We start from the raw sequence: 19,218 nt of genomic DNA, 5'->3' as shown, positions 1-19,218 counted from the left end.
GTCTTTTAGTATGGTTTACGGTATAAGATTTTTCACATAATCCTCAAAAGGAACCGGAAGCGGCTTTTTCGACACTTCTTCATGTTCATGTGTGGTGACATGATCCTCAGTAACGACCACACGTCCTGTTGGCGTGAGCTTTGACGCAAGTGGTCTTTTGTTAAAAGTAGAGGATTCATTTTCATAAATCTCGTGTCTCAATTGGACCAATGCAGCCTCGTCCACCTCGTTCAATGTGAAAGCATAGCCTGTTTCAGCACCATCTCCCCTATCTAATTGGAGTAGATGTGTCCCCTTTTCGGTTTTCTCTGCTTTGACGCGAAACCGAATAGACGCTCCTTCCACCCAATCTTCTGTAAAAGGCACAGGCTGAAGAGGTAAATTCACACCAAATCCCCCATCAATGAGAAAGCGTTCGTTATGATGCTTCAACATAATGGCTACATGCGTGCCATCAATGGCCCACGTGTCCGCTTCTTTGATATACACTGTCCCTTGAAGAAGCTGTACAGAGAGCCCAGCCTCTTTTAACACATAGTATAAGAGAGGATTGAGATCGTAACAAAGACCTCCTCTGTTTTCTTCAAGAAGATGCTGCTTCAACCCTTCTTGATTCAAAGCGTAGGATTGTTTGTTCAGAACAGATCTATTTTCAAATGGAAAGGTATAGGCCATTTTTTTTAATAATACAGGTAAGTCATTAAAGGTGATCGACTGGCCTTCATATCCGATCTTCTGTAAAAAAGCTGATTGAATCATGACATTCCCTCCTAAAAAACTGAGCCTTTGAAGAGACTCAGTTTTCTTGATTGATAAAATCTGTTAACGCCTCAATGGCTTCTTGTTCGTCCGCACCATCTGCAATCAGTGTGACAGTAACCCCAGAGCTGATCGCTAGACTCATGAGACCCATAATGCTTTTCGCATTGACTTTTTTCCCATCTTTCTCTAGAAAAATATCAGCTCCAAAGCGATTAGCCTCTTGTACGAACAAAGCAGCTGGACGTGCCTGCAAGCCTGTTTTCAGCTGGATGGTGACCGTTTTTTCCACCATATGATCTGCCTCCCTTTTTCATTCTCCTATTTGAGTGTAACAGCTTGTCCGTTTCGTAATTGTTCTGCGATTTGATCTAGTTTTCTTAAACGGTGGTTAATCCCTGACTTGCTGATCTTGCCGCTTTCCACCATTTCTCCAAGTTCCTTCAGCGTGACCTCTTGATAGTCGACTCGCAGTTTAGCAATTTCACGAAGCTTTTCCGGCAGGGCATCAAGTCCAATTTTTTCATCAATAAATTGAATGTTCTCGACCTGACGCAGTGATGCACCAATCGTTTTATTCAAGTTTGCTGTTTCACAATTGACGAGCCGGTTGACGGAGTTCCTCATGTCTCGGACGATTCGCACATCTTCAAAGCGAAGCAGTGAGTTATGAGCGCCCACAACACTTAAAAATTCCGTGATTTTTTCTGCTTCCTTCATGTACGTAATGTACCCTTTTTTGCGCTCAAGTGTTTTACTATTGAGATGAAATTGATTCATCAGCTCACAAAGGGCATCATTATGTTCTTTATATAGTGAAAAAATCTCAAGGTGATAGGAGGACGTTTCTGGGTTATTCACAGAACCGCCTGCTAAAAAAGCACCTCTCATATAGGAGCGCTTGCAGCATCTTTTCTTCACGAGCTCTTCTGAAATATTGCGCTCAAATACAAATTGCTCACCTAATATTTTTAAATCCTCTAAAATGGTTTTCGCTCGTTCTACCAGTCTGACAATATACACGTTATTCTTTTTCAATCTCATTTTTTTACGGACGAGCAGTTCGACTGTCACATCGTATTTCTTTTTGAGCAGCGTATAAATACGTCTTGCAATGGCTGCGTTCTCTGTCTGTATATCTAAAATCAATTTTCGATTAGAGAAAGATAATGAACCGTTCATACGGATGAGGGCAGAAAGCTCTGCTTTTGTGCAGCAGTCCTTCACGTCCAGATTAGTCAGCTCTTTTTTTGTTTCGGATGCAAATGACATCCTTGCCACCCCCATTCCTATTTTTTCTGATGCAGCAGATCGACAAGCAGCGAGGCTACTTTCAGCGTGTCATGACGAATGACATGCTGGTCGTATGTAATGATTTCTCCAGGAATCACTTCTAGTCCCATTGCTTTCAGTGCATCTGTGTCGAATTGGACAGGCTGTGCCTGTTCTTCTGCATATTTTGCTTTGATTTCTTCTGGAATTTCTTTATTGTTCACAAAAATCGTATCGATAAATGGACGATCCATATGATCATTTAATGCCTGAACATGATCAGCTGCACTGTAGGAAAGCGTTTCCCCCGGCTGCGTCATGACATTGCAAATATACACTTTTTTCGCCTTTGAGCGAATCACTTCTTCTCCAATATGCGGCACAAGCAAGTTTGGCAAAATACTTGTATACAGACTACCAGGCCCAATGACGATCAAATCCGCCTCACGAATGACTTGAATAGATTCTGGCAGCGGTTCAATCGTATCGGGTGTGAGAAACACTCGTTTAATTCGCTCACCATAGGTGGGAATTTTCGATTCTCCTGTCACCATTTGCCCATTTTCTAATTCCGCATGAAGAACAACACTTGAATTTGCTGCTGGCAATACTTTTCCTCTCACATTTAAAACCTTGCTCATTTCAGTGACGGCATGAAAAAAATCACCGGTTATATTTGTCATGGCCGCAAGAATGAGGTTGCCGAGTGAGTGGCCTGTTAAGTCATTCCCTTTGTTAAAACGGTGCTGAAATAAATCTTCTACAAGCGGTTCAACATCAGAGAGAGCTGCAAGGACATTTCGAATATCACCTGGAGGGGGAATATTCAAATCATGCCGCAGTCTGCCTGAGCTGCCTCCGTCGTCAGCAACCGTTACTATAGCGGTAATGTCCACTGGCTTCGTTTTTAGCCCTCTGAGCAAAACAGATAAGCCAGTGCCACCGCCAAGAATGACCACCTTTGGTAGTGTCGTCATCTATTTTCTGCTTCTCTTTTCAATGTCCCGGTGAGTGACATGTGTATAGTAATCGTTTTTAAAATACTCCGATAAATAGTTGGCCAGCGTCACAGATCGATGCTGCCCGCCTGTACAGCCGATGGCGATCACAAGCTGACTTTTTCCTTCCCTCTTATACGACGGAAGCATAAAGCTGAGAAGATCGATTAATTTCTCTGTGAATTTTTGCGTTTCACTCCATTTCATCACATAGGAGCGCACTTCTTCATCGTTTCCAGTCTGTGGACGCATACTCTCAATATAGTAAGGATTCGGCAGGAATCTCACGTCAAAGACAAGATCAGCATCAATCGGCAGACCGTATTTAAAGCCAAAGGACATCACGTTTACTGTAAACACCTGACCTTGGTTTGTCGCAAAGTGCGTGACGATTTTTTCTCGCAGCTGTTTTGGTTTTAAATCCGATGTATCAAAAATCATTTGAGACCGGCCTTTTAATTCCTCTAACAGCTCGCGCTCCATTGCAATTCCTTCAAGCGGCAAACCTGTTGTCGCAAGGGGATGCGAACGTCTCGTTTCTTTGTATCTTGAGACAAGTACCTTATCATTTGCATCTAAAAATAGAATTCTTGGCGTGATCCAGTCAAGATCACTCATTTCATCTAATGCCGCAATTAAGCTGTCAAAAAATTCGCGTCCGCGCAAATCCATCACAAGAGCGACCTTGCTCATCTTGGAATTCGATTCCTTCATGAGCTCTAGGAACTTCGGTAAAAGTGATGGCGGCAGGTTATCAACACAAAAGTAGCCTAAATCTTCAAAGCTTTGAATGGCGACGGTTTTCCCCGCACCTGACATTCCTGTAATAATCACAAGCTGAATATCTTCTTGTTTGTGTGTATTCATGCCTGCTTCCTCTCCTTCTTTATGAAAACGGTTCATGTATTATTCTCCCTGAGGATCTAACCGATAAGCAATCAGCTCAAAATCGGGTGTATACGTAAAAGTGCCGTGCAGAAGTCCTTTTCCTTTGAGCATGAAATCAAGAATATGGGAATCTCCTGGAGCCATCGGCAAATGAGGCACATCCTTTACGTCATGCCATTTTAAAATGCCTTCCTCTGACTCTGTTACGTTTTTTCCGGTAAATGAATCTGCCATAAAGGTGAACATCATCCACTCTTGAACGATTTGATCGCCTTCTTTTATGATAAAGGTAAAAACACCTTTCAGCTGCGGATTTAAAATATAAATACCTGTTTCTTCTCTATATTCTCGAACGACTGAATCCTTGACCGATTCTCCGCTTTCCATTTTGCCGCCCGGTGCTACCCACCAGCCCCGTCTTGGCTTTTGCAGCAAGAGAACTTGATCTTCGTGATGCAGCACACAATTGGTTACTCGTTGCATCAGCTGTCACCTACTCTTTTATGTCTTTAACTTATTATACAGGTTCAACCTGACTCCCACAATGAACATGCCCGTTCTTCCCCGAAAACAGACCGGTTTTCGTTTGAATGATGTAACGAGCCATTTCTCAACTCTTTATTTTACAGCATCTAACGGTTCTCCATGCGTCATTTGTGAACATCTGGTGAATTTCTGATTTTAGGCAAAAAAAAGGACACGGATTCACATCCGTGCCAAACATGTATTCCTTATAAAAGGGGGTCAATTACTAGTTTTATCATAACGGAAAATTATTTCACCCGTGTTACATTCCAGTTAAAAGCCCATGACGCTATATTAAGGATTTACGACAGCCAATTATTTCGTTGCTTTGAGTTTTTCAGCAAGCTCTTCTACATAATGCTGTGCGCTTTGTGCTGCAATACTTCCGTCTCCTGTTGCTGTGACAATTTGACGAAGTGTTTTTTCACGAATGTCACCCGCTGCGAAAATACCTTCCACTCTCGTTTCCATTCTTTCGTTTGTCTCGATGTAGCCTTCTTTATTTGTAATGCCGAGATTTTCAAATGGTTTAGACAGTGGCAGCATTCCGATATAGATAAAGGCGCCGTCTGTTTTAAACTCTTCTTCTTCACCAGTCACCGTATCAACCAATGTCACACTGCCGACTTTCCCGTTTTCTTCATTGATCTGTTTGACGGTTTTGTTCCACATGAAGTCAATTTTTTCATTATCAAAGGCACGTGCTTGTAAAATGCTTTGTGCACGAAGCTTATCGCGTCTATGGATAATCGTTACTTTAGAAGCGAAGCGTGTGAGATACACACCCTCTTCTACAGCAGAATCTCCGCCGCCAATGACGACAAGCTCTTTGTTTTTAAAGAATGCTCCGTCACATACTGCACAATATGATACGCCGCGGCCGCCAAGTTCTTTTTCACCTGGTGCACCGATTTTTTTGTATTCAGCCCCTGCCGCGATAATGACAGAGCGTCCTTTGTATTCTTTTGAGCCGGCTTTGACGATTTTGTATTCTTCACCGTTCACGATTTCTTTGATATCGCCATACGCATACTCTGCACCGAATTTCTTCGCATGCTCAAACATTTTATTTGAAAGTTCCGGCCCCAAAATGCTTTCAAAGCCAGGATAGTTCTCGACATCTTCCGTATTCGCCATTTGTCCGCCTGGAATTCCTCTTTCAATCATTAATGTTGAAAGATTTCCCCGTGATGTATAAACAGCGGCTGTCATTCCGGCAGGACCCGCTCCAATGATGATCGTATCGTAGATTTTTTCTTCTGACACAACTGTCACTCCCTCTTCAATTGCTGCTCGCATTTCTTATTAGAATGCCCTTGGGTGATGCTTCCATTCATGACAGAGAGCATCATTTCCACTCTTAGTTTTTATTCCTTACCCATATCCTATTAAATCTGCGGGGAATAAGCGAATCATTTGCTCATATCTTCAAAAAAAGAAAAAGCTTCCTTAAACTGCTGTTTAAGGAAGCCTGTTTACGGTTATATAAAAAGTAATGATTTATTCAACGACTCTTCTTACAACGCCTTTGAATGCTTTTTTCCAGTATACGTTGCTCATTGAGTCAACTGAAACACCGCGAGAGCTGTTATCGTTCAAGAATGTACCGTTTCCTAAGTAAATACCAACGTGTCCATTTACTTTATACGTATCAAAGAACACAAGGTCTCCGCGTTTCATGTCAGATGCACTTACAGCTCTTCCTTTACCTACAAGCGAATCTGTTGTTGTACCGCCAACTGGTCCAAGGTTGATACCTGCTGATGCAAAAGCCCAGCGAACGAATGAAGAACAGTCAAAACGACGTGCGTCAATATCGGCTTGTGATCTGCCGCCGCCCCATTTATATGGAGATTGTCCAACAATAGTAGAACCTGTGCTGATTGCACCTTCAATTCCGCCTACGTTACTGCTGACAGGTGATCCACCGCCAGTAGATGGCTTCTTGCTTGGTGAACTGCTGTTGCTGTTATTATTGTTATTGTTATTATTAGATGACCCGCTGTTACTTGAAGACGGGCTGCTATCGTTATTTGAGCTGTTGTCTTCCGCTTGAACACTAGCTTGACGCTGCTGCTGTTGTCTTTGCGCTTTTTCTTCTTTTGCTTTTTGAGCTGCTTCTCTAGCTTCTTTTTCAGCTTGTTTTTGTGCAGCTACTGTTGCGTCCTTTTCAGATGCAATGCTGTTAGCCTCACTGTTTAACTCGCTGATTTCAGAAAAAGCACTTCCTTTTTGCTTTTTCACTTGCTTGAATAGCTTGTCTTTTTCATCAAGCTGTTTATTCAAGTCTGATTGAAGTGTTTCAAGCTTTGCAAGTGTGCTTTGCACATTTTCAAGCTTTGTGTTTAATTCGTTTTCAGACTTTTGAAGCTCTGCTTTGTCTTTTTCCTGCTCTTTAATGATTTCACTGTCTGCGTTGATTAGTGTAGAAACTGCACCTGCACGGCTGATGAAATCGCTAAAGCTTTTTGCTCCTAGTAATACATCTATGTATTTCGTAGAACCGCCGCTCTCTTGAAGGGCACGTACACGCTTTTTCAAGAACTCGTTTCTTTCTTCAATACGTTTTTCTGTATCAGCAATTTCTTTTTTCAGTGCTTTGATTTCTTTTTTTGTTTTTTCATTTTCTTTTTGTTTTTCTTCGATTTGATCACTTGTTTTTAAAGCTTTCTCATCAATATCTTTAAGCTTTTGTGCAAGTGCCTCTTGTTTTGCTTCAAGCTTTGAAAGCTCTTCTTTTTTCTTTTGAAGATTCTTGTTTACCTCAGATTGCTTGCTGTCTAGTTCTTGTTTCTTTTGTTCAAAGTTCTGTGCGTTTGCTTCATGTGTAAATGGAATAAATAAACCGCTCGCTCCGATCACCGAAGCTAAACCGAAAGTAATAAACTTTTTCACAAATAGTTCCTCCTTTGACAATTTCCCAAGCGACATTAGAAAGCAGCAAATTCTCTGCGACCAATCTGTGCTCTCTATGTCTTTCTTCCTGATTGTTCAGTCAGATGTTGACCAGATTGTTTCATCACTGGGTGTTTCATTATGTATAGTAAAATATTTAAATATCTATCTTTGTTTTAATCCACGATTTTCATTATACATGAGACATCGACAAAATGAGCTAATATTTTTATTACATTTATGTTTCAAAAACATGTCGTGATTGTCATACTTCGCCAATTCCTTGCAAATCCCACCTTTTTATCCAAGAAAAAAGCATGACCTTTTCGGCCATGCTGGGATGTTCTGAATCTATTTACCTATTTAATCAATTAACGTACAGATTTCTCGTTCGTATTTTGACAGTGTTTGAACACTGATTTGAAAAGCAGACGCAATGTCTTTTTTGCTGACAGCTGATTCTTCTTGTTCATTCATCCATAGATAATAAGATGCTGCTGCCCAGGCAGGCGCATTTTTCTTATCAATACCAGAAGCACGTGCCTGCTGAATAATATGGAATAACCAAAAATAAGGCATATGGCTGTCAGGCTGAACGGCTTCCTCTAAACTGGATGCCGCCTGTTTTGCAAAAACTGCATCTTCTGAAAAAGACTTTTCTTTCATTTCATCTTCATACAAAAGCAGTTCTATGAATTGCTGTTCAAAGGCCGTTTTCGCTGCACGTGCATCAAGGACAGACTGCAGAACGTCACGTTCTCCTTTTTGCTTACTGACATAATACGCAGTCAGCCGTTCCTCAATTGAGACCATTGGCTCAGTCACCTCAGGTTTATCCTGCCACGGCTTGATTTCATCTGCGTCGATGTCTTCTTCGACCATCTTATCCCAAACCGTTTGGGCGAGCGTCTTGTGGCCTGTATGATAGGCTGCGCTTGCAAGCCAGTATAAAAATGTACTATCTCCCTGAAAGCCTGTTTTGTACAAAGAATAAAGCCATTTAAAGGCCCATTCAAATTCTCCTACAAGGGCAAATGTTGCACCAAGCTTATAACGCTGTTCACTTAGTATTGGATACACGTGCGTTAATTGCTTCGCTAACTTGTTGACCTTCTCTTCTTCTTTTTCATAATGGTAGAAGACTAGCTGATTGCAAAGGGCATGCAGATTACCGGGATTTTCATGAAGGACCCGGTTCAACATTTCTTTCGCCTGATGGATTCGACCAGAATAAAAATAGGCCAAAGCGAGATTATTATACGCTGACCAAAATTCTGGATACTCAACAATCATCTGTTCCAGCATCTCAATGGCTTCATCGAGTCTGCCGCTTTCTAGCAAATGGTTTGCTTGATCCTGCTTCACAATCAGGTCATCCTGATCATAAGGAAAATCTTCGTCCTCTTCGTCGCTCATATCGAGCAGGTCCAGGAGATCGTCATTTTCATCCGCAAATTCCCCGTTCTCTTCCAGTGCGGCATAAGCAGTAGCTGATTTATATGCCTCTTGAAATAGTCCGAGATTGGCATAATTATTGGCTTTAAAGTAGTGACACTCAGACATGTTTTCATCGATGTGTTCGAGGATGAAATCAAGCAGTTCGTTTGATTGCTGGTAATGACCCATTTCAGTATAAATAATGGCAAGCTGTGACAGCATTTCTACATTTTCAGGCTCAAGTACGATGGCCCGCTGTATTAGCTTACTTGCCCTAGACAAATTTCTTTCTCTATATGCTTTAAGACCTTTATGAAAAAAGTAATGCCCATCTTGAAAAAGCTGGACGACTTGTGTGTGATTATTTTGAGAAGTGTATTTACTCACCGATACCCTCCATTTCGAACAGTGTACCGTGTGTAGTATAACATACTTCACCAGTCGTCACATAGAACAAAAGGAAAGGAAGGATTTGTTTTTCATTTAAAAATAAAAAGCCTGGGATATCCCCCGGCTTTTCATTCACCTTGATGACGCTTTTTTAATACCTTTAATACATCATCAAGCGGTAATTGCTGTTCACGTAATAGCACAAGAAGATGATAGAGGAGGTCCGCTGTTTCCCATTTCAATTCTTCTTGATCCCGGTTTTTCGCTGCAATGATCACCTCAGACGCTTCTTCCCCTACCTTTTTCAGGATTTTATCGACCCCTTTTTCAAATAGATAGGTAGTATAAGCACCTTCAGGCATTTCCGCCTGACGCTTTGCAATGACCTGTTCAAGTTCATTTAATATCGCAAAACGATCCTGCTCTTCGCTTTGACGCTTTACGCCTTCTTCCGAAAAACAGCTATAGCTGCCAGTATGACAGGCTGGGCCGCTTGGCGCGACAAGGACAAGCAAAGCGTCCTTGTCGCAGTCATATCGGATAGAACTCACTTGCTGGGTATGTCCGGAGGTGGCGCCTTTGTGCCAAAGCTCGTTTCTCGACCGGCTATAAAACCATGTTTCACCTGTCTCCAGCGTTTTTTCATAGGATTCTTGATTCATATATGCCAGCGTCAGTACTTCCTTACTTTGAGCATCCTGTACAATCGCAGGAATCAGGCCTGCTTCATTAAAAGTTAATTCATTTGCCTGTTTCATCTGACCTTCACCCCGTGTTCTCTCAAATATGTCTTTACCTCGTGAATGGAGGTTTCTTTGTAATGGAAAATGGAGGCTGCTAATGCTGCATCAGCTTCTCCTTTTGTAAATGCCTCCAGCATATGCTGGGCATTGCCAGCGCCGCCAGAAGCGATAACTGGCACAGTGACTGCCTCTGATACAAGCTTTGTCAATCGATGATCAAAGCCTGTCTTTTCACCATCGGCATCCATACTTGTCAGTAAAATCTCTCCTGCACCTCTTTGCACAGCTTCCTTCGCCCAGTCGCTAACCTCTAAATCTGTTTGACGGCGTCCCCCGTGTGTATAGACCATATATGCTTTTTTCTCTTCATCGTATTTTGCATCAATTGCGACAACGATACACTGGGAGCCAAAAAAGTCAGCACCTTCTGAAATCAGTTCTGGCCTTAACACAGCTGCTGTATTGACAGATACTTTGTCTGCACCCGCTCTTAATATACGCTTCATGTCATCAAGGTGGTTAATCCCGCCTCCTACCGTAAATGGTATGGCAAGAGTGGACGCGACTTGTTTAACCACATCCACCATCGTTTTCCGGCCTTCATGCGACGCAGAAATATCTAGAAAGACAAGTTCATCCGCCCCTGCCTCATCATAGATCTGCGCTAATTCTACCGGATCACCAGCATCCTTTAAGCCTAGGAATTGCACTCCTTTGACAACACGCCCTTCCTTCACATCAAGACATGGGATGATTCGTTTTGTCATCATATGCGGTCAAGCCCTTCAAATGCTTCCGCTAAAGTAAACTGCTTCGTGTAAAGTGCTTTTCCAATGATCGCACCAGACACACCAGTTTCTTTTTGCGCTGACAGCTTTTGAAGATCAGCTACCGCGCTGACACCGCCTGAAGCAATCACTTGTTTGCCGGTTGCTTCTGCTAAGCGAACCGTGCTTTCCACATTGGGACCAGACAGCATGCCATCCATTTGAATATCGGTGAAAATAAAGACCTCTGCGCCTTCCTTTGCCAATTCCCTGCCGAGCTCCTCTGCCTTCACTTTAGACGTTTCAAGCCACCCTTCAGTCGATACAAAGCCATTTCGCGCATCAATCCCAATTGCGATTTTCTCTCCATATTGCGCCAGCATTTTTTTCACAAAGGCTGGGTTAGATACAGCTGAGCTGCCAAGTATCACTCTATCGACGCCGCTCTTTAAATAAAAAGCAACGTCTTCTTCTGTCCGAATACCGCCGCCGATTTGTACCTTCACATCTAAAGAAGATGCAATCGCCAGCACATGCTCATGATTGACACGTTTCCCTGCTTTTGCACCATCTAGATCCACAAGATGAATCCACGTTGCTCCATCCTTCGCAAATTTCGCGGCCATGTCGAGCGGTGAATCTCCATAAATGGTTTCTTGATCATAATCACCTTGTACAAGACGTACACATTTGCCATTTCTCATATCAATCGCTGGATATAATGTAAACTCACTCATTTGCTCACCCTCTGTTCGTTTGCTAATTGAATAAATTGTTTGAGCAGCGCCATTCCCGTTGTACTGCTTTTTTCAGGGTGAAACTGTGCACCAAGCACATTTCCCTTGCCAACGATTGCTGGTACTTGAACACCATAGTCCGCGCTTGCTAATTGCTCATCTGGGTTCATATCACTCACATAATAAGAGTGAACAAAGTATGCAAATCCTTCTGGTACACCGTCAAACAATGGGGAGGGCTGATGAAATGTGAGCTCATTCCACCCCATATGAGGTACCTTCAGCCTTTTCCCGTCCTGATCACGATCTTTTAAAAGAACGACACGCCCTTTTAACAGCCCCAATCCTTTTGTGCGGCCTGCCTCTTCGCTTTCTTCAAATAACAGCTGCATGCCAAGGCAAATGCCGAATAACAGCTTTCCTTCCTGCACAACTTGATGAATAAACGCCTCAAGTCCAGTCTCTTTTAACAGCTGCATTGCATCACGAAACGAACCAACTCCGGGCAAAATATAAGCATCTGCTTTTTTCAGCTCCTCCACATCAGAGGAAACGATATAACGGGCACCTGCTCGTTCCAGTGCTTTTGATACGCTGAACAAATTTCCCATTCCGTAATCAATGACTCCGATCATTAGAGCATCCCCTTTGTCGAAGGAATTCCTTTCACACGTGGATCAATGGTTGTTGCTTCATCTAAGGCACGTGCCATCGCTTTAAAAATGGCTTCAATCATATGGTGTGTATTCGTTCCGTAGTGAACAATGACATGAAGGTTGATCCGGGCTTCAAGTGCAAATTTCCACAGAAACTCATGTACTAGCTCTGTATCAAAGGTACCTACCTTTTGACTTGGAAAGGCCGCTCTCATTTCCAAATGAGGACGATTGCTTAAATCGACCACGACCTGGGCAAGAGTTTCGTCCATCGGAACAAAGCTTGAACCATACCGCTTAATTCCCTTTTTATCGCCTAACGCTTCCTTAAACATTTGCCCGAGCACAATGCCGATATCTTCTGTTGTGTGGTGATCATCAACATCCGTATCTCCTTTCGCATCGACGGTCAAATTAAAGTGTCCATGCTTCGTAAATAAATCAAGCATGTGCGTCATAAAAGGGACGTCTGTTTGAATATCCGCTTTTCCTTCTCCATCAATTTCTAGCGCTAATGAAATGTTCGTTTCATTTGTTTTTCTCGCTGTTTTCGCCTGTCTCATTACGATTCCTCCCGCTTTCTCGCTTCAATCGACCTTGCATGTGCTTCAAGCCCTTCTAATCTGGCAAAAGCGGCAATGCTTTCCCGGTGTGTTTCAAAGGCCTCTTGACTATATGAAATAATGCTCGTTTTCTTTTGAAAATCAGTCACACCAAGCGGGCTGGAGAATCGAGCTGTTCCGTTTGTTGGCAGCACATGATTCGGCCCTGCAAAATAATCGCCCACCGGCTCTGGACTATAGCGTCCTAAGAAAATCGCACCCGCATGCTTGATTTGACCAAGAAGTGATTCTGGATATGCTGTCAGCACCTCTAAGTGCTCTGGTGCTAATTGATTGACGACGTCTACTGCACGATCAATTGATTCTGTCACGTAAATATGGCCATGATCTTGAATGGATTGTGCTGCGATTGATTTTCTCGGCAAAGTATCAAGCTGCTTTCTGACTTCAGCCTGCACGCTTTCAGCAAGTGTCTTAGACGGTGTTACCAAAATACTAGATGCAAGGGCATCATGCTCTGCCTGCGAAAGTAAATCCGCCGCTACCTCATGCGCGATTGCTGTTTCGTCTGCTAGAACTGCAATTTCACTTGGACCTGCAATCATATCAATATCTACCTGACCAAATACTTCCCTCTTTGCCAGCGCTACATAAATGTTCCCTGGACCTGTGATTTTATCAACAGGCTTGATGCTTTCCGTTCCATAGGCAAGTGCCGCAATCGCCTGTGCACCGCCCATTTTATACATCTCAGAAATACCAAGCTCCTTCGCCGCAGCTAAGACAGCGTCAGAGAGACGTCCATCTTTCCCAGGGGGTGTCACAAGAACGATTCGTTCAACGCCAGCAACTAGCGCAGGGATTACATTCATTAAGACGGATGATGGATAAGCAGCTGTTCCACCCGGGACATACACACCTACCGCATCAAGCGGTGTCACCTTTTGACCAAGCATTGAGCCGTCCTTTTGGTGATAAAACCAAGAAGAGGTCAGCTGGCGCTCGTGGTATGTGCGAATATGCTTGATAGCCGTTTGGATAATCTGAACCATCTCTTTATCCAAACGTTGGTAAGCTTCTTCCATTTCACCTTCTGTGACAAGCGGATGTTCAATCAACACGCCATCGAATTGCTTTGTAAAAGACCGTACAGCTTCATCACCATTTGTTCTCACTTCTTGTATAATGCGCTGAACAGCCTGACGCTGCTCTTCTGTTCCTGTATCTAAAGTCCGTTTGAGTGAGAGAGTATCTGTCTCACCTTCTTGTATGCAGGTGATGTTCATGATGATTCCTCCTCTTCTCCTTCAATAATTCTTGCAAGACGCTGTGCCATTTCATCGATCACCGTATCCTTCATCCTGTAGCTCACAGGATTGACAATAAAACGTGACGTGATATCACAAATATGCTCCGTTTCCACAAGTCCATTTTCCTTTAGTGTTTGACCTGTAGAGACAATGTCAACAATGCGATCGGCAAGCCCAATGAGCGGTGCTAATTCAATGGAACCATTCAGCTTAATGATCTCCACCTGCTCCCCTTGCTCTCTAAAATAGGACGATGCGACATTTGGGTACTTTGTTGCCACACGCGGTGCGACACCACCCCAGCTCGCTCCTGGCAAACCAGCAACAGCTAAATGACATTTACTGATGTTTAAATCGAGCACTTCGTACACATCACGAGCTTCTTCGAGCATGACATCCTTCCCTGCAATGCCAACATCCGCCACACCGTGCTCTACGTAGGTGGTCACATCCATTGGCTTAGCTAAAATAAAGCGGAGGTTTTCTTCTGGTACATCTATGATTAATTTTCTTGAATCTTCGAATTCCTCTGGCAGCTGGTACCCCGCCTGTCTTAACAGCCCGGCTGCTTCTTCAAATATCCGGCCCTTTGGCATCGCCATCGTCAACACTTTACCCATTTCGCTCTTCCTTTCTAGCGCCGATAAAATAAGTCACCTGTTCAAATGCCTTGGTCATCGCGTCAATATTTTCAATCCCCGCTAAGTCTTGCAGGACGATCTTTTTCCCTTTTGACCGCTCCTTTTCTGCAAAAGCAAAAGCTTCAAGTCTTTGTTCTTTGCTAAAAATCACAGCTTCCTGCGGCTCATTGATCTCTTTCGCATCCAGCGCTTCAAGAAGACGGTCTAGTCGAAGTCCGAACCCTGTAGCTGGTGCGGGTGCATTAAAATGAGCAAGTAATTGATCATATCTACCGCCACTTCCGATGACCGATCCAACATGATCAGCAAATACTTCAAACAAAATACCCGTATAATAGCTCATATGACTCACCATGCTTAAATCTAAACGGATATATTCTGTACAGCCGTAATCTTCAAGTGTCTCCCATAGCGACTTTAGCTGTGCGAGCACCTCTTTTCCTTCTTGTGAAACGACGATTTCCTCTGCCCGCTCTATCACTTCTTGGCCGCCTCTTAACTCTAAAAGCTGTAACAGCCTCATTTTATCGATGGAGGAAAGCGGTAATTGTTTCACATGCTGACGGTATCCTACATAATTCTTTTCATATAAGAAGCGGCGAAGGACGTTTGCACGCTCTGTATTTCCGAGTACATCGACAAATAACGTCTCTGCTAAAGCGACATGCCCGATCGCGATTTTGAAGGACCTTAGCCCGGCATTTTTTAAGGCAAATACGGCAAGTGCGATGACTTCAGCATCTGCACTAATCGAACCATCACCAATCAATTCAATTCCGACCTGCTCAAATTCTGATGGTCTTCCGCCTTCTCTTTCCTGCGCACGAAACACACTCGCTGCATACCCGACACGAAGCGGATACGCCTGTTCATGAAGCTTAGAAGCCGCCACCCTTGCAATCGGACCTGTCATATCAGGTCTCAGTACAAGGGTTTGCCCGTTTTGATCAAGAAGTTTAAAAAGTTGTGTATCAGTAATCGCCGATTGCACACCGACTGTATCGTAAAATTCAAGCGTTGGTGTCTCCATTAAACGGAAACCCCAACCATTCATGACCTCTGTTAAAGAATGTCTCACTTTTTTCTTCGTCTCATACAATCCAGGTAATGAATCCCGCATACCATATGGTTTCTCAAACATAAACATGTTCTTCCGCACCTCCAACACATTAAAACAAAAAATTCCGAATCCTTTAGTTCGCTAATATGATAATATGCTAACAAAATAAAGTGATTAAATCAATCATTTTTATTTCTCTCTATTTTCATCAACATATTCTGGAATTATTACATTCAAGTGACACCTGTGCCTTTTCTGCATGTTCGGTGAAGGAACGTGCTATAATACTTAAAAATATTGAATAACACAGGAGATTAACAGTGAAGTTCATCCAGACATTAATCTTAACTTTGTTGTGCGCATGTCTTGTTTATTTCGGCTTTATATACGTTTCACAAATCGACCAAGTCAAGAAAACAGCTTCGCCGCAAGAAGCAGCAAAAAAAGAAAACGATACGGCACTCGCGGCTGAAGAAACTCGTTCAACAAAAAAAGCAGAAACCACACATCATTCACTAAAAGGAAGCAAAAAAGCCATGGACGTCATTCTCTACAATCAAATGGATGCACCAAGGCTTTATAATGGATGCGAAGTCACGAGCTTAGCGATGCTACTTCATTACAGCGGCTATGAACACGTAACGAAAAACGCATTGGCAAATGAAATCAAACGTGTTCCGCTCAATTATGAAAATGGCTTAAAAGGTGACCCTCATGACGGATTTGTAGGCGATATGGAGAATGGACCGGGTCTTGGGGTTTACCACGAACCGATTTATCAGCTTGCGAAAAAATACGCGGGCGATCAAGTTGTCGACTTAACCGGAAAGCCTGTTAAAAAGGCCATCTATCAGTCACTTGAAAAGGGCTATCCCGTCTGGGTGATTACGACATCCACCTTCGACAAAACCGATAACATCGAAACTTGGAATACACCAAATGGCAAAATAGATGTAAGCTTTAATGTGCATAGCGTAGTCATCACAGGCTATGACAAGGAGCATGTCTACTTGAATAACCCATATGGAGAAAAGAATCAAAAGGTCGACCGTGATCAATTTGAAGATTCTTGGGAACAGATGGGCAGTCAGGCGATTATCATTAAAGCGTAAAAAACAACCTCTATCCGCATAGAGGTTGTTTTTAAATGATTTATTTTTCTAGAAATTCCTTCAGGCGGTCTTCAAGCTTTTCAGCCGTCATTGCACCTCCGCCCAAGCTGAAGTATTCATCCCCTCTTTTTAATAAAAGTGTAGGATAGCCATTCACATGAAGTTGATGAACCTTCGCAAAGTCAGCATATGCATCATTGATCGCTTCTTTTGTTTTCATACGTTCAATGACTGCGTCAGGATCAAGATGATGCGCCAAAGCGATCTCCCGATACGTTTCCTCATCACTCAGACTTTTTCCGTCTTGATAAAAAGCCTTTTGCATCGATGAAGCCAAGTACAATGAATGCTCAGGTGCGATGGATCTTAATGCAGAAAAACCAATGGCCGCAGCCTCAGAGTCTAAAAGAAACGTTCCGTTTGCTAGCAGCTTCTGATAACGTTCACCAAACTCGACACCAGTCAGCTGACTAATACGCTGATTTGCTTCTGGAATGTGCGGATAATCCTTTATCCGAAGACTCCTTTCCCCTACAAATAAACCACCCGACACAAGTGTTAGTGATATATCCGGATGATTTTCATGCAAAGTGCGGATACTGTTTGAAAATCCATAACACCAGCCACAATACGCATCCCATACATAAATGAAAGACAATTCTTGCTCGTTCATACGTTAGACTCCCCATTTATCATTTTTAGGCGGCCATGAACCTGCTTATTCAGCTTCAGATACGACGGTAAAACGTTCTCCAACATGGGCTGCCTGCTCCACTTCATCAACCAGTGCAATGGCGTAGTCAGCATAGCTTACATAGCTGTCACCTTTAGAATTGACAATCAGATTGTCTTTCCCTTTCACGTATGAACCTGTACGTTTGCCAGCTGGATTAAAGAATGCGGCTGGACTGAGGAATGTCCATTTTAATCCCTCTGACTGTTGAAGATCTTTTAGATTTTCTCCTTGCTGAGAAGCAGTAGGCACATACTCCTTCGGAAATTCTGGTGTGTCCACAAGTCTTGTTGTTTTCGCCTCATCTACAAATAGACTTCCTGCTCCGCCAACAACGATTAAACGAGTCTCAGGTGTTTCTTTTAAAATATCAATCAGCTTTTTCCCTGCTTCTACGTGAAGATGCTCCTGTCCAGGAGGTGCGCCAAATGCATTCACAATCACATCAAATCCTTTGATGTCATCTGCTTGCAAGTGAAACACATCCTTCTCAAGAACAGCTAGTGATGAATCAGTCACTTTTTGTGCATCGCGGACGATTGCCGTTACTTCATGTCCTCTTGATTGAGCCTCTTTCACAATTTCTTGTCCTGCTTTTCCTGTTGCGCCAATAATTCCAATTTTCATGTTAACTCCTCCTGCAATATGGTTTTATGTTGATAAAGAAAGGTGTAACCAATACAGTTACAACAGAGGTAAAAAAAATTGAATTGATCATCCAATTTTTTTGATTAGCACATGCGTTAGTTCACTTAATTTGATCTCAGCAAGTACTTGCTCCATCGCACTTTGAGCGCGGCATAAAATTAATTCAAGCACCGCTTGAATATTTGCACCGATCGGACAGTCAGGATTTGGGCTTTCATGAATTTGAAACAATTCACCCTCATCTACGACTTCAACCGCTTTATACACATCGAGCAATGTGATGTCGTCTTCACTGCGGTTCAGCTGAGAACCACCTTTGCCAAGACTCGTTGAGATTAGGCCTGCTTTTTTTAATTTACTCATAATGCGGCGGATGACCACTGGGTTTGTATTCACACTTCCTGCGATATCCTCCGATGTCTGTAAAGATCCTTTTTCAAGTGATAGCAAGGCCAGAATATGGACAGCGACAGTAAATCTGCTGCTGATTTTCATGTTTTCTCACCTCTGTTGTAATCATTATAGTTACACCATGTCACATTGTCAACAAAAAAGTCTGCCGAGCTACTCAGCAGACTTAGATTGACGTGCTTCCATTTCTTCCTTCGTATAAATCATGCGCATTGGATTTCCTCCAACAAATGAGCCTGCTGGCACATCCTTATGAACAAGTGTGCCAGCCGATACAATTGCTCCATCCCCAATGGTCACACCAGGTAAAATAGTGGAATTAGCTCCAATTAAGACTTCATCACCAATATAGACTTCCCCAAGTCTGTACTCTTTAATCAAATACTCATGGGATAAGATGGTCGTGTTATAACCGATTACACTATTTCGACCGACGGTGATTTTCTCAGGAAACATCAGATCAACCATCACCATTAAGGCAAACGCCGTATCCTCGCCGACCTTCATACGAAGAAAGGTTCGGTATATCCAATTCTTCATTCCCATAAACGGCGTGTACCTTGCTATTTGAATAAAAATGAAATTTTTCACCACTTTGAAAAAGGGAACTGTCCGATAGACTTGCCGCAGCGAATTGACCCCTTTTACAGGATATCGATCTGTTTTTCTCAAC

22 protein-coding genes are annotated in these 19,218 nt (G+C 42.8%); 1 reads left to right on the top strand and 21 read right to left on the bottom strand.

Features of this window, described 5'->3' with window-relative positions:
- Nucleotides 1-15: 15 nt before the first annotated feature.
- The 17 genes from AMR95_RS03210 to AMR95_RS03130 all read right to left on the bottom strand — a co-directional run bounded on the left by AMR95_RS03210 (nucleotide 16) and on the right by AMR95_RS03130 (nucleotide 15,728).
- Nucleotides 16-759, bottom strand: coding sequence for an arylamine N-acetyltransferase family protein (locus tag AMR95_RS03210; protein ID WP_058837576.1), 744 nt, complete (start codon nucleotides 757-759; stop codon nucleotides 16-18).
- Nucleotides 760-796: 37 nt separating this feature from the next.
- Nucleotides 797-1,054: an HPr family phosphocarrier protein gene (locus AMR95_RS03205; protein ID WP_024423549.1), complete on the bottom strand. Its 258-nt coding sequence runs from the start codon at nucleotides 1,052-1,054 to the stop codon at nucleotides 797-799.
- A 26-nt stretch (nucleotides 1,055-1,080) separates the two neighbouring features.
- The gene (gene whiA, locus AMR95_RS03200) at nucleotides 1,081-2,031 is read right to left on the bottom strand and encodes a DNA-binding protein WhiA (RefSeq protein WP_024423550.1); all 951 of its coding nucleotides are present in this window, start codon (nucleotides 2,029-2,031) and stop codon (nucleotides 1,081-1,083) included.
- 17 nt (nucleotides 2,032-2,048) lie between these two features.
- Entirely contained in the window at nucleotides 2,049-3,008 is a 960-nt protein-coding gene (locus AMR95_RS03195; protein WP_034281026.1) for a gluconeogenesis factor YvcK family protein, read from the bottom strand.
- Nucleotides 3,009-3,896, bottom strand: coding sequence for an RNase adapter RapZ (rapZ, locus tag AMR95_RS03190; protein WP_039183329.1), 888 nt, complete (start codon nucleotides 3,894-3,896; stop codon nucleotides 3,009-3,011).
- A 39-nt stretch (nucleotides 3,897-3,935) separates the two neighbouring features.
- Nucleotides 3,936-4,400, bottom strand: coding sequence for an 8-oxo-dGTP diphosphatase (locus AMR95_RS03185; RefSeq protein ID WP_024423553.1), 465 nt, complete (start codon nucleotides 4,398-4,400; stop codon nucleotides 3,936-3,938).
- Between the two features lie 357 nt (nucleotides 4,401-4,757).
- Nucleotides 4,758-5,708 carry a thioredoxin-disulfide reductase gene (gene trxB, locus AMR95_RS03180; protein WP_039183330.1) on the bottom strand — a complete coding sequence of 317 codons (951 nt, stop codon included), beginning with the start codon at nucleotides 5,706-5,708 and terminating at the stop codon, nucleotides 4,758-4,760.
- Between the two features lie 234 nt (nucleotides 5,709-5,942).
- Nucleotides 5,943-7,337 carry a C40 family peptidase gene (locus tag AMR95_RS03175; protein ID WP_058837575.1) on the bottom strand — a complete coding sequence of 465 codons (1,395 nt, stop codon included), beginning with the start codon at nucleotides 7,335-7,337 and terminating at the stop codon, nucleotides 5,943-5,945.
- A gap of 363 nt (nucleotides 7,338-7,700) precedes the next feature.
- On the bottom strand, nucleotides 7,701-9,161 hold the full coding sequence (locus AMR95_RS03170; protein WP_058837574.1) for a tetratricopeptide repeat protein: 1,461 nt from the start codon (nucleotides 9,159-9,161) through the stop codon (nucleotides 7,701-7,703).
- A 131-nt stretch (nucleotides 9,162-9,292) separates the two neighbouring features.
- A complete protein-coding gene (hisIE, locus tag AMR95_RS03165; RefSeq protein WP_058837573.1) occupies nucleotides 9,293-9,922 on the bottom strand; it encodes a bifunctional phosphoribosyl-AMP cyclohydrolase/phosphoribosyl-ATP diphosphatase HisIE in 630 nt (209 codons plus the stop codon).
- Nucleotides 9,919-10,677 (bottom strand): imidazole glycerol phosphate synthase subunit HisF, encoded by a 759-nt coding sequence (gene hisF / locus AMR95_RS03160; protein WP_047201833.1) that lies wholly within the window; start codon nucleotides 10,675-10,677, stop codon nucleotides 9,919-9,921. Before hisF ends, hisIE begins: the two co-directional genes overlap by 4 nt.
- Entirely contained in the window at nucleotides 10,674-11,411 is a 738-nt protein-coding gene (hisA, locus tag AMR95_RS03155) for a 1-(5-phosphoribosyl)-5-[(5-phosphoribosylamino)methylideneamino]imidazole-4-carboxamide isomerase (protein WP_058837572.1), read from the bottom strand. The genes hisF and hisA overlap by 4 nt, the downstream gene beginning before the upstream one ends.
- Nucleotides 11,408-12,046, bottom strand: a complete 639-nt coding sequence (hisH, locus tag AMR95_RS03150) for an imidazole glycerol phosphate synthase subunit HisH (RefSeq protein ID WP_058837571.1) — start codon at nucleotides 12,044-12,046, stop codon at nucleotides 11,408-11,410. Before hisH ends, hisA begins: the two co-directional genes overlap by 4 nt.
- Complete coding sequence (gene hisB, locus AMR95_RS03145; protein WP_024423560.1) at nucleotides 12,046-12,630, bottom strand: imidazoleglycerol-phosphate dehydratase HisB; 585 nt, start codon at nucleotides 12,628-12,630, stop codon at nucleotides 12,046-12,048. The genes hisH and hisB overlap by 1 nt, the downstream gene beginning before the upstream one ends.
- Complete coding sequence (gene hisD / locus AMR95_RS03140) at nucleotides 12,630-13,916, bottom strand: histidinol dehydrogenase (protein WP_058837570.1); 1,287 nt, start codon at nucleotides 13,914-13,916, stop codon at nucleotides 12,630-12,632. Before hisD ends, hisB begins: the two co-directional genes overlap by 1 nt.
- Complete coding sequence (gene hisG / locus AMR95_RS03135; protein ID WP_058837569.1) at nucleotides 13,913-14,560, bottom strand: ATP phosphoribosyltransferase; 648 nt, start codon at nucleotides 14,558-14,560, stop codon at nucleotides 13,913-13,915. The genes hisD and hisG overlap by 4 nt, the downstream gene beginning before the upstream one ends.
- Entirely contained in the window at nucleotides 14,553-15,728 is a 1,176-nt protein-coding gene (locus AMR95_RS03130) for an ATP phosphoribosyltransferase regulatory subunit (RefSeq protein WP_058837568.1), read from the bottom strand. The genes hisG and AMR95_RS03130 overlap by 8 nt, the downstream gene beginning before the upstream one ends.
- Before the next feature lie 233 nt (nucleotides 15,729-15,961).
- Between AMR95_RS03130 and AMR95_RS03125 the strand changes: the two genes are divergently transcribed.
- A complete protein-coding gene (locus tag AMR95_RS03125; RefSeq protein ID WP_058837567.1) occupies nucleotides 15,962-16,753 on the top strand; it encodes a C39 family peptidase in 792 nt (263 codons plus the stop codon).
- Nucleotides 16,754-16,793: 40 nt separating this feature from the next.
- Here AMR95_RS03125 and AMR95_RS03120 read toward each other — a convergent pair whose 3' ends face one another.
- The 4 genes from AMR95_RS03120 to AMR95_RS03105 all read right to left on the bottom strand — a co-directional run bounded on the left by AMR95_RS03120 (nucleotide 16,794) and on the right by AMR95_RS03105 (nucleotide 19,217).
- Nucleotides 16,794-17,426 carry a DsbA family protein gene (locus tag AMR95_RS03120; protein WP_058837566.1) on the bottom strand — a complete coding sequence of 211 codons (633 nt, stop codon included), beginning with the start codon at nucleotides 17,424-17,426 and terminating at the stop codon, nucleotides 16,794-16,796.
- Between the two features lie 45 nt (nucleotides 17,427-17,471).
- Nucleotides 17,472-18,113 (bottom strand): NAD(P)-dependent oxidoreductase, encoded by a 642-nt coding sequence (locus AMR95_RS03115; protein WP_058837565.1) that lies wholly within the window; start codon nucleotides 18,111-18,113, stop codon nucleotides 17,472-17,474.
- An 87-nt stretch (nucleotides 18,114-18,200) separates the two neighbouring features.
- A complete protein-coding gene (locus tag AMR95_RS03110) occupies nucleotides 18,201-18,629 on the bottom strand; it encodes an Rrf2 family transcriptional regulator (protein ID WP_024423567.1) in 429 nt (142 codons plus the stop codon).
- Between the two features lie 69 nt (nucleotides 18,630-18,698).
- Entirely contained in the window at nucleotides 18,699-19,217 is a 519-nt protein-coding gene (locus AMR95_RS03105; RefSeq protein ID WP_058837564.1) for an acyltransferase, read from the bottom strand.
- Between the last annotated feature and the right edge of the window lies 1 nt (nucleotide 19,218).

It is taken from the genome of Bacillus sp. G1(2015b), assembly GCF_001482475.1.
Lineage (GTDB): Bacteria > Bacillota > Bacilli > Bacillales > Bacillaceae > Bacillus > Bacillus safensis.
The sequence above is the reverse complement of the archived record's forward strand: the minus strand, read 5'-3'. Positions and strand labels throughout refer to the sequence as shown.